The sequence below is a fragment of the Candidatus Poribacteria bacterium genome, from assembly GCA_016866785.1.
Lineage (GTDB): Bacteria > Poribacteria > WGA-4E.
On sequence record VGLH01000139.1, the window covers coordinates 1 to 10,419 of the forward strand.

General features: G+C 64.9%; 10 protein-coding genes and 1 pseudogene. 8 read left to right on the plus strand and 3 right to left on the minus strand.

Going from position 1 to position 10,419, the window contains the following annotated elements:
• Positions 1-120 (plus strand): annotated as a pseudogene (locus FJZ36_15990) (transposase).
• A 379-nt stretch (positions 121-499) separates the two neighbouring features.
• Here FJZ36_15990 and FJZ36_15995 read toward each other — a convergent pair.
• Positions 500-1,969: an arylsulfatase gene (locus FJZ36_15995; protein ID MBM3216402.1), complete on the minus strand. Its 1,470-nt coding sequence runs from the start codon at positions 1,967-1,969 to the stop codon at positions 500-502.
• A gap of 16 nt (positions 1,970-1,985) precedes the next feature.
• On the minus strand, positions 1,986-2,798 hold the full coding sequence (locus FJZ36_16000) for an NAD(P)-dependent oxidoreductase (GenBank protein MBM3216403.1): 813 nt from the start codon (positions 2,796-2,798) through the stop codon (positions 1,986-1,988).
• 267 nt (positions 2,799-3,065) lie between these two features.
• Between FJZ36_16000 and FJZ36_16005 the strand changes: the two genes are divergently transcribed.
• The 6 genes from FJZ36_16005 to FJZ36_16030 all read left to right on the plus strand — a co-directional run bounded on the left by FJZ36_16005 (position 3,066) and on the right by FJZ36_16030 (position 9,553).
• Positions 3,066-3,377, plus strand: coding sequence for a DUF2283 domain-containing protein (locus tag FJZ36_16005; protein MBM3216404.1), 312 nt, complete (start codon positions 3,066-3,068; stop codon positions 3,375-3,377).
• 1,179 nt (positions 3,378-4,556) lie between these two features.
• Positions 4,557-5,972 (plus strand): 3-isopropylmalate dehydratase large subunit, encoded by a 1,416-nt coding sequence (gene leuC, locus FJZ36_16010; protein ID MBM3216405.1) that lies wholly within the window; start codon positions 4,557-4,559, stop codon positions 5,970-5,972.
• A 20-nt stretch (positions 5,973-5,992) separates the two neighbouring features.
• Positions 5,993-6,586, plus strand: a complete 594-nt coding sequence (leuD, locus tag FJZ36_16015) for a 3-isopropylmalate dehydratase small subunit (GenBank protein MBM3216406.1) — start codon at positions 5,993-5,995, stop codon at positions 6,584-6,586.
• A gap of 21 nt (positions 6,587-6,607) precedes the next feature.
• A complete protein-coding gene (locus tag FJZ36_16020) occupies positions 6,608-7,615 on the plus strand; it encodes a Gfo/Idh/MocA family oxidoreductase (GenBank protein ID MBM3216407.1) in 1,008 nt (335 codons plus the stop codon).
• Positions 7,616-7,628: 13 nt separating this feature from the next.
• Entirely contained in the window at positions 7,629-8,375 is a 747-nt protein-coding gene (locus FJZ36_16025) for a DUF3108 domain-containing protein (GenBank protein MBM3216408.1), read from the plus strand.
• A complete protein-coding gene (locus FJZ36_16030; protein MBM3216409.1) occupies positions 8,372-9,553 on the plus strand; it encodes a hypothetical protein in 1,182 nt (393 codons plus the stop codon). Before FJZ36_16025 ends, FJZ36_16030 begins: the two co-directional genes overlap by 4 nt.
• 271 nt (positions 9,554-9,824) lie before the next feature.
• Here FJZ36_16030 and FJZ36_16035 read toward each other — a convergent pair whose 3' ends face one another.
• Positions 9,825-10,151, minus strand: a complete 327-nt coding sequence (locus tag FJZ36_16035) for a T9SS type A sorting domain-containing protein (protein MBM3216410.1) — start codon at positions 10,149-10,151, stop codon at positions 9,825-9,827.
• Between the two features lie 128 nt (positions 10,152-10,279).
• Between FJZ36_16035 and FJZ36_16040 the strand changes: the two genes are divergently transcribed.
• Positions 10,280-10,419 (plus strand): transposase (locus FJZ36_16040; protein ID MBM3216411.1); only part of this gene is annotated, 140 nt, incomplete at its 3' end.

Below are 10,419 nucleotides of genomic sequence, written 5' to 3' on the forward strand. Positions count from 1 at the left end.
TGGGTCGTCGAGCGGACGTTCGCGTGGATGGGGAGATTCCGACGGCTGGCGCGCGACTATGAGCGATTGGCGCAAACGTTGGTAGGTCTTCATTTCCTCGCGTTCGCCATCCTGAGGCTCAAACGGTCTGTCGCGCGGGTTCCACAGTGCATAACACGCTCTAGTCCGCGTCGCACTTCCCGCATGAGCGGGTCTGGTACGGAGTCTGAACGCAGTAGGAGCGGGTTTGAGACCACCAGTGTCAATTTACGCGATTTTCTGGTGGGTTTCTGGTGGGGATGTGGATTCCCACGGAAAACGCGCGTCCGAGGTGGCTTGTGACGGCGGGAACCGGTTGGTTCCCAACCCCCACCCTGACCCTCCCCCTTGCGAAAGGGGAGGGAAGGGGCTTCCTCCCCCATTTATGGGGGAGGATCGAGGAGGGGGATGCATCGCCACAGCACTTGGGGCGCTTAAGTTGACACTCGTGGTCTCAGACCCGCCCCAGCGAGCATGTCGCTCAACCGTCCGGGCCCGTGTATCGGACATCGCGGTAGGGCGATACGAGCGGTTCCCCGCCCGCCGGACAGAACGGCGCGCCGTCCTGCACCCATCCGCAGTCCCTTGCCGCCAGCTCATCCGCGAGCCGTGCCTGCCACAAGCTGACCTCGTCCTGACGCTTCGCAGCCGTTGATAGATCGATCCGCTCGCCGGGATCGGCGTCCAGGTCGAAGAACTGCGTCACGCCCAGCCGAGGCAGCCAGACGAGCTTCCGATGCCCGTCGGTGACGTACTGCATCTCCTGCTCGTGCGAGTAGCACCAGCAGTGCTCGCCGTGAACGTACTCACGCCATCCGTCGGATTCGCCGCGCATCAGCGGCAGAACGCTCGATCCATCGACGGTTGGCGGAACCGGGACGCCTGCGGCGTCGAGGATCGTCGGCATGAGGTCGCGCAGCTCGACCGGCTGATCGACGACCGGCGCGGCGACCCGCCCGAACGTCCCCGGCGGCGAGACGATGAAGGGAACCCGCGCGCTGCCCTCGTAGGCGTAGGTCTTCCGCCATAGATGGTGGTCGCCCATCATGTCGCCGTGGTCGGACGAGAAGAGGAACCAGGTGTTCCGCAGCGTCTGGGGCTGATAGCGGCTCAACCAGTTGCGGAGCCGTCCGATCTGCGAGTCGATGAAGCTGATCTCGCCGTAGTAGCCGGCTCTGGCGCGATGGATCCGCCGCGCCGACTGCCGACCACGCCACGCGTTGACGTTCGTCGGATCGCCGCCCTGGTCGTGCATGCCCGCCCAGTCGCCGACAGACGGTTCCGGCGTGTCGCCTCGGTCGTAGAGGTCGAAGTAGGGTCCCGGCGGGACGTAAGGCGAATGGGGTCTCGCGAAGCTGATGTTCAGGAAGAACGGACGCGAGAGGTCACGCTGCGCCAGGAAGTGGATGGAACGTGTCATCGTCCACGACGACGGATGCAGGTATTCCTCGGTGTGCCACGGACGCGCCATCCACGAGTTCCAGTCGACGCCGTGATCGTCGGGGCTGATGTCGCGGCGCTTCTCGCGGTCGAACCACGTCCGGTATTCGTCCTTCGCGCCCTCGTGGAACATGCGCCCCGATTCGTCGAGTTCCGCGCTCTGGAAGCCCATGCTCGCCCGCTGGGGGCTGAAGTGCCCCTTCCCGACGAGATGCGTCTGATACCCGGCTCCGGCGAGTTCCCCGGCGAGCGTATGCGGGAAGTCGTTGGGCATGGCTCCCTGTCCCCGACCCATGCCGAGGATGCCCGTGTGCCACTGGTTCATGCCGGTCATGAGGATCGCGCGGGCGGGGATGCACGACGGCACGGCGGAATAGGCGTGCGGGAACCGGCTCCCGCGCGCCGCCAGGTCGTCGAGGTTGGGCGTCTCGACGACCGGATGCCCGTCGGCGCCGAGGCAGTCGCCCCGCATCTGGTCGGCGAAGATGAGGATGACGTTGGGTCGGTCCATCGGTCCCTTCCCGGCGTTACCCCCGGCGCTTCGATGGAGCCGGAACGCGCGTCCACTCTTCGAGCATCTCGTCGCGGGACAGATGCCGCCACTCGACCTCGGCGTACTCGGCGCGTTCGTCCTCGGAGTATTCCGCGAGCCAGTCTTCCATGTTGTCCTGGCAGGTGGCTCCGAGCAGGCTGACGCACGTGGACGGGTCCGCGTAGGCTTTCGGGCAGCCGGGATAGGCGTTCACGATGGCGAAGTGGACGTCCGACTCGACCGCCCGCCGGACGATGTCGGCGAAGTCGCGGTGGCTGGCGATCATGTAGAGGCTGCGGACGCCGCGCGGACGGTCTTCGGGGCTGAACGCGCCGATGCGCATGCAGACGGACGCGATCCCGTACCGGTCGGCGAAGAACCGCGCGGTCGCCTCTCCCGCCGCCTTGCTGACGGCGTAGAGCGAGTCGGGGCGGACGGGCATGTCGGGAGTCGTGAAGACGCGGGCGTGCTCCCACATGCCGGTCACGTGGTTCGTGCTGGCGAAGACAACGCGCTGGACGCCCGCCTGACGCGCCGCCTCATAGACGCAGTAGGTTCCCCGGATGTTCGTGTCCAGCAGCAGGTCGAAGGGGGCGTCGCCGGGGATCCCCGCGAGATGGACGATCGCCTTGACGCCCTCGCACGCGGCGACGAGGGTCGGGATGTCCGTGATATTGCCGATGGCGTTCTCGTCGGCTTCGGACGTGGGTCGGAGGTCGAAGGAGCGCGTGCGGTACTCCCCTTTGAACTGGTGGCACAGCGCCGTGCCGATCCTGCCCAAGCCTCCGGTGATGAGTAGGGTGTCCATGGGGCTCCTCTGCGCTCGGGCGCTGTGGGCGTGCTTGAGACCGGGCTAGGATTGTCGGCTCCGGCGGGGAGGATGTCAACCGCTGGGGCGTCGGGTGGGTCAGAGCTTCGGCCCACAGTGTGCGCCCTTCACGGCTCGTCATTCCCGCGAAAGCGGGAATCCAGACCCTAGGCTCCCGCTTCCGCGGGAGCGACGCAGTCCGAGAGCCACAGGACTTCCGCAGCGATGCCGACGCAATGTGCTACGATTCCACCATAGGGGTCGGACATGAGAGCCACCTACGACAGCGACGTAGACGCCTTCTACCTCTATCTGGCAGAGCCTGAGTCCGTGTCGGAATCCGAGGAAGTGATCCAATGCATCGTCTTGGACTGCAACGACGAGAAGCAGATCGTCGGCATCGAAGTGTTGCATGCTTCGAAGCGGCTGCCGCTTGCCGTGCTCAAGGCGGCGGAACAGATCACCAACTGCGAGGCCGACGCCGCGATGCTCCACAGCAGTCCTCAGAGGTCACTATCGCGGAGTGGCTGCGGGCGTAGTACGGCATCTCCGGCGGATCCAGCCGACTGCTCTCGATAGGGTTGCATGGCAAACTCGCCACGCCATTGACACTGGGGTTGGCCGGTGACATAGTGCCGTGATGTCGGGCGATCCTCCAGGCCAGGAAGCTGCATATTGCTCCGTTGCTGCTGGTCTTCCTGACAGCCTCGAACTAGGAGCAGCAGGCGAACACCCGGTGTCTGTGATCGGAGCCAGAGGATACGCTCAGCATGGCGAAGGCCGCCTGCGGATATCCGCGCAGGCTGTTGGTGTGAGTCGATACGTCAGAAAGAGGCATACCCACTGTGGATACCGTGCGCACCGAGATTGTCGTATACGAGCCAGGGTGTTACGACACCATCGTAGCGACGCTGTCGCCCGACCGGTTGATTCAGTTGCCGCGAATCGGAGAACTGATCCACACGAGTTCTCTGCACACATTCGGCGACTGCCAAGACGGTGATCTCTCGGTTGGTCACCTTCGCGTTTGCGGCATCTGCCACATGTATATGAGAGACGAACGCAACTCAGAAATCGTCCACACGATCGCCGTATACACTAAGGAGGCCCGCGAGCATACGAATGCGCTGTACGGCTTGGAATGATTTCCCCGCAGTCGAACTCGGAACCGGGGTCCTGCCTTCAGTACGGGCAGTGTCTGCAACGGATCGGCGACAGGAGCTGACGCGGTAAACGATGTTGTCGAACGTACACGTTAGGGAGGTACATCCGAAGAGACAGAGCCCCGACGATTGCTGATATGACACCTTCTGTCTTGGGGTGCGACACGGCCTTCCTTCCATCTCAAACCAGCAGCCGCTAGAACACGGACAACAGGGAATCGGGATACGCGCCAAGTGAGAAGCCGTCAATTGACGGTCGCGCTCAGCGGGAGGGTGCGCCCAACCGCGCGTATGCCGCTTCGAAGAGCTCGCGGGTCGTTCGCGTGCGGAGTCTGCTTCTACGAGCTCGGGCCCGGCAACCACCGTGAGACGCGCCGGATGGTGATTCACAAGTAGGCGACACCAAACGACGTAAGGGCGACTCTCCGAGCCGCCCCTGCGATCACCGCTTGAGAGCGGCACATGCGGTATGGGGCGGGTCTCAGACCTGCCCCTTCTGCATGCAAGCCGGTGCTGAGCCTCGCGTTGTCGCGGCGTCGCGCCGAGTCGTATCATAGGATTGCGGCATCGGCTCGGCTCGACACCGGAGGCAACCATGACGGACGGACGCGCCCCGCGGACGCTCTTCGCCAAAATCTGGGACCGCCACATCGTGCGGGAAGACCCCAGCGGAACGACGATCCTCTACATCGACCTCCAGCTCGTTCACGAGGTCACGTCCCCACAGGCGTTCGAGGGGCTGCGGCTGACGAACCGCCAGGTGCGCCGTCCCGACAAGACCTTCGCGACGATGGACCACAACGTCCCGACGACCCATCGGTCGCTCCCCATCCTCGACGCCATCGCCGCCCAGCAGATCGACACTCTCGCCAAGAACTGCCGCGATTTCGGCGTGACCCTCTACGACCTGCACGACCCCGACCAAGGAATCGTGCACATCATCGGACCCGAGCTCGGGCTCACCCAGCCCGGCAGCACGATCGTCTGCGGCGACAGCCATACCTCAACGCACGGGGCTTTCGGAGCCCTGGCGTTCGGCATCGGAACCAGCGAGGTCGAGCACGTCCTGGCGACCCAATGCCTCCTCCAGACGAAGCCGTCCACCTTCGAGATCCACGTCGACGGGCGTCTCGCGCGCGGCGTCACGGCGAAGGACTTGGTTCTCGCCATCATCGGACGCATCGGAACCGACGGCGGAACCGGCAGCGTCGTCGAATACACCGGGTCGGCGATCCGAGCCCTCTCGATGGAACAGCGCATGACCGTCTGCAACATGTCCATCGAGGCGGGAGCCCGCGCCGGGATGATCTCCCCCGACGACACGACCTTCGAGTATCTCGCGGGACGTCCGCACGCTCCTGCAGGAGCCGATTGGGACGCCGCCCTCGAACGCTGGCGCGCCCTCCCGACCGATCCCGACGCCGAATACGACCGACGCGTGACCCTCGACGCCTCCAAGCTCGTCCCGCAGGTCACCTGGGGAACCAACCCCGGCATGGTGACTGACGTTACGGGCGTCGTTCCCAACCCCGACGACATGCCCACCGCCGACGGACGCAAGGCGACGACTCGCGCGCTCGAATACATGGGGCTCAAGCCCGGCACGAAGATATCCGACATCCGTCCTGATTTGGTCTTCATCGGAAGCTGCACGAACGGTCGGTTGAGCGATCTGCGGGCGGCGGCGGCGGTCGCCAAGGGGCGCACGGTGCATCCGCGCGTGCGCGCGATGGTCGTCCCCGGCTCGCAGCAGGTCAAGAACGCCGCCGAAGCGGAAGGGCTCGACCGCGTCTTCCGCGACGCCGGCTTCGAGTGGCGTCAGGCGGGATGCTCCATGTGCCTCGGCATGAACCCGGACACGCTCCTGCCCGGCGAGCGGAGCGCCAGCACGTCCAACCGCAACTTCGAGGGCAGGCAGGGCAAGGGCGGCAGAACTCACCTCGTCAGCCCGGAGATGGCGGCGGCGGCAGCCATCGCCGGACACTTCGTCGACGTCCGAACCTGGCAGTGACGCGAAAGGAACCGTGAACCGTGGATGCCTTCACCGTCCATCGCGGGTTGGTCACCCCGCTGGACTCGATCAACGTCGACACCGACCAGATCATCCCGAAGCAGTTCCTCAAGCGGATCGAGCGCACCGGCTTCGGACAGTTCCTGTTCTACGACTGGCGGTTCCTGGACGACGGTTCGCCGAACCCCGACTTCTCGCTGAACGATCCGCGCTTCCAGGGCGCGTCCATCCTGCTGACGCGGACCAACTTCGGCTGCGGGAGCTCCCGCGAGCACGCGCCCTGGGCGCTGCTCGACTACGGCTTCCGGGGCATCATTGCGCCGTCCTTCGCCGACATCTTCAAGGGCAACTGCTACAAGAACGGCATCCTGCCCGTCGAGCTCCACGAGAAGGTCGTCGCCGACCTCTTCCACCAGGTCGCCGGAACGAACGGCTATGAGCTGACCATCGACCTCGCGGAGCAGGCAGTCATCGAGCCCGACAGCACGCGCCATGCCTTCGACATCGACCCGTTCCCGAAGCACTGCCTCCTGAACGGCTTGGACGAGATCGGCTGGACGCTCCAGTTCGAGGAGGACATCCGCCGATACGAGAGGGGCGCATTTGCCCGTTGATGGCGGTCTAAGGAGAACGACATGGTTCCGTTGCGCTTGGGCGCGATCGGCGTCGGCGGCATGGGCGGTGGACACGTCCGAGCTGCTGCCGCGCTCTCGGACGACTTCAAGATCGCCGCCGTCTGTGACGCGAACAAGGACACGCTCGTCCGCGCGGCGGCTGAGCACGACGCAACGCCCTACGACTCCTTCGACGCCCTGTGCCGCCACGACGGACTCGACGCCGTTCTCATCACGCTGCCGCACGTCCTCTACCGGGACGCGACCCTCGCCGCGCTCGATGCCGGGCTCCACGTCTTCAAGGAAAAGCCGGTCGGCAGAACCCTCGAGGACGCCCGCATTCTGCGGGATCGCGCCCGGGCGACCGGCAAGCGCGTCATGATCGCAGGGCAGAGCAAGTACACGCCCGCGTTCAGGGCGGCGAAAGAGCTCGTCGAGCAGGGCGTTCTCGGAAGCATCTTCCTGGCGACGGGGCTAATCACCTACCGCTGGGGCGGAGCCGTCTCCGGCAACTGGGGTTGGCGAGGCATCTTCGCGCAGTCGGGCGGCGTCGCCGTCATCGACTCCGGCTGGCACGTTCTCGACGCGCTCCACTGGTACCGGGGCATGCCCTCGCGGGTCTACGCGACGACCGGCACGATGCCCGCCGCGCCTGGCGGATCGTATGACGTCGATGACAAGGCGGTGCTGACGTTCGACTACCCGGACGGCGGGATCGGCTCCGTCACGGTAACCTTCGTCGCCCAGCCGTCCGAGAAGCGCATCGTCCTCTACGGAACCGAGGGAACGCTCGACATCACCGACTCGCGCGTGAGGCATTGGAGCGGCGACGCGGCGACGGACGTTCCGCTCGCCGACCCGGTCGATTCGCTGAAGGCGCAGATGAGCCACTTCGCGGCGTGGATTCGCGGCGAGACGCCGCCCATGTCGGACATCGAACGCGGCTACGAGATTCAGCGGATCGTCAGCGCCGCCTACCAGAGCGCCGAGAGCGGTTCCGCCGTACGCCTGCTGGAAGGCGAAGCATAGCCCAGGAACCCCGATGATTCCCCGACAACGCAGACCCACCTATCGAGGACACGCCCGTGTTGCTTGGGCGGCGGTTTGCCTCGTCGTGCTGGCGCATGTCGGAGGGCTCCGCGCCGATTCGCCCGTCTTGACAGACCCCGGCATCGCGCAGAACGAGCACAGCGTCTACCGGCTGACGAAGCACTCCGGCGCGGTGTCCACATCGACCCACCACGTCACGACGACAACGCAGGGATCAACACGGGTCTACTCCGTCACGACGGACAACTCGACGATGATCCTGCGCACAAGCGACATGACGCCCATGACGATCACCAAGCGCGGTTCCGGCGGAGCCGTCGAGACGGAGATTCGATACAGCTCCGACCGCGTCAACTTCATCTACCCCGGTCCGACGCGCAACCGCGTCGAGAAGGTGGATGAGAACCGGTACGACGTGAACGCGATCGTCTACGCCGTCCGCGCTCTGCCGGCGACGGGCAGAGACCGCGTCGAAGTGACCCTGGTGACCGAGGAGCACATCCTGGGGGTCTACTTCGAGGAGCAGGGGAGGGAGACGATTCGGACGCCGGCGGGATCGTTTCCATGCGTCCAGTACGAGGCGGGCCTGACGGGTCTGAAGGGACGGGTGTTCAAGAAGAAGATCCGGTTTTGGGTGGAGCAGTCGAAGCCCTACCGCCTCATTCGCCAGGAGGACGAGGGCGTGAGCGACACGCGCCTTCTCGAGCTCCAATCCTATTCGATCGGAGGCTCCAGATGACCTTCCGCGTTCGGCGATGGAGCCGCCGTGTCGGGATCGCATCGGTCGCCGCCGGGCTGTGGCTCGGACTCGCTGTCGTCTCCGCCGCGCAGAACCTGCTCATCACCGACTACCGCGTGCCGGTCAGCTCGGCGAGCGCACTCCGCGCGAACCTCAACTATGACTACAAGAAGAGCGGCAGCAAGGAGACGGAGAACCGAGGTAGCTTCTTCGCGGATTACAGCTACTTCTACGACTCGCTTCGGTTCGCCTATGCGGTCGATCTCAAGGCGACCGCCGACAAGACCCAGGCGAGCGACGGCTTCACCGCCGCCTCGAATGAGAGCGTCAAGGCGTACATCATTCCCAGACGCGACCTGTTCGTCGGAGCCGAGTTCCGGCGCTCGTTCGCGTCCGGCAGGGATGCGAAGGCGTCCGCCGGAACGAGCCTCGGTTACGGACGCTTCATCAACGCGACCCCGCTCGCCAAGGCGGTGCGCATGGAGGACTGGCTCCTCTCGCTCGACCAGCTCACCGATGACCTTCCCGCCGAGACCATGATCGAGCTGGCACAGATTATCCAGCGCGAGGGCGAGTTCCGCGAAATCCACGGCGACACCTATCGCCAGGAGTGGTTCGCCGCGATGGAGCGCGTCATCCGCCAGTCGGGCATGATGAAGCGCGCGGAGCTCGAAGCGATGGCGCTCCTGCGAATGGAGGAGGTTCTGACACGAGAGCGCGTCTTCGACCGCTTCATCGGGTGGGAAGCCCGCGCCGGCGGCAGCCTCGAAATCCTGCCCATGGACGCCCCGACGGGCGAGGAACGCCGCTCCGCACAGGCGACCTTCCAGTTCGCGCGTCCGCTGGGGTGGCACACGCAGTGGAACGAACGGGCGACGGCGACTTCTCGTCTGGGCGACGACTTCGCGGACGCGTACGACCTGACCGTCGATAGCTCGCTCTCCTACGAGATGAGCGACCGAGTCGATCTGCTATTGAGCCACACATTGACGGCGAACCGTGCGCGAACCGATGGACCGGCGTCGCCGCTGGACACGAAGGTGAGCCACCGTCTCCAGGGATCGCTCATCTACTTCCTCGAGAACTCCCTCACGCTGAATCTGAACGGCATCATCCAGTCCGACGAGGATCACCTGAGGCAGTCCGTGACGCTCACCTTCGGGTACCGATTCTTCTAAAAGCCGCCACGTGGCGCATCTGTCGGAACCGGGCAGTGAGGCGCTGGGCTGACTTGCCGAGTCGCCTCTGCATCGTATCGGTACCGTGCTGGGGCACGAAACAAGGGCGGTTCTGAGAACCGCCCCTACTATGTGCACCGTTCAGGCGAGGACGCTTCTGGTCCTTCCTCCCTTGTGGGAGAGGGAGCCGTACCATCCCTCGCACAGCCACCAGCGCGTCGTAGGGGCGACTCGGGGAGTCGCCCCTACGACGTTCAACGGTTGGCGTTGCCTACTTGTGAATGACCATCCGTCGCGTCTCGCGGAAGCTGCCCGCGCGGAGCTCGTAGAAGTAGACCCCGCTGGCGACCCGCTCCCCGAGATCGTTCCTGCCGTCCCAATACGCCGCCTCGTCACGCGACGTGTAGTAGCCCGGCTCGCGGTAGCCCACGTCGAGCTTGCGGACCAGGGAACCCGCCACGTCGTAGACGCTCACCGTAACGGCGGAACCGTCCTTCAGCTCGAAGGGGATCCACGTCTCCGGGTTGAAGGGATTTGGATAGTTCTGTCCGACGAAGGTCTGGCTAGGCTTTCCGAACACATGGCGGAATATCGGCATGAGATAGGCGTCTTCGGGATGATTTCGTACGAACTCATCTCGAAACAAGGGGGTCAGATGTGGTAGACTGCTTCTGGTTGGAACTCAGGAGCAGGAATCATGCGCTTTCGTGAACTGACCGACACGGAATGGGAGAGAGTGAGCCTCATCTGCCTCCCAAGGCGAAGACGGGTCGTCCACGCGCCGACGACCGGGGCACACTCAACGGGATACTGTACGTCCTGTTGTCGGGCTGTCGTTGGATGGACATGCCCGCGGCCTACGGCTC

What these genes read in the sequence shown, in the direction of transcription:
- leuC (MBM3216405.1), top strand. Translation starts at nt 4,557, where the DNA reads ATGACGGACGGACGCGCCCCGCGGACGCTCTTCGCCAAAATCTGGGAC.
- FJZ36_16020 (MBM3216407.1), top strand. Translation starts at nt 6,608, where the DNA reads ATGGTTCCGTTGCGCTTGGGCGCGATCGGCGTCGGCGGCATGGGCGGT.
- FJZ36_16025 (MBM3216408.1), top strand. Translation starts at nt 7,629, where the DNA reads ATGATTCCCCGACAACGCAGACCCACCTATCGAGGACACGCCCGTGTT.
- FJZ36_15995 (MBM3216402.1), bottom strand. Translation starts at nt 1,969, where the DNA reads ATGGACCGACCCAACGTCATCCTCATCTTCGCCGACCAGATGCGGGGC.
- FJZ36_16005 (MBM3216404.1), top strand. Translation starts at nt 3,066, where the DNA reads ATGAGAGCCACCTACGACAGCGACGTAGACGCCTTCTACCTCTATCTG.
- FJZ36_16030 (MBM3216409.1), top strand. Translation starts at nt 8,372, where the DNA reads ATGACCTTCCGCGTTCGGCGATGGAGCCGCCGTGTCGGGATCGCATCG.
- FJZ36_16035 (MBM3216410.1), bottom strand. Translation starts at nt 10,151, where the DNA reads ATGCCGATATTCCGCCATGTGTTCGGAAAGCCTAGCCAGACCTTCGTC.
- FJZ36_16000 (MBM3216403.1), bottom strand. Translation starts at nt 2,798, where the DNA reads ATGGACACCCTACTCATCACCGGAGGCTTGGGCAGGATCGGCACGGCG.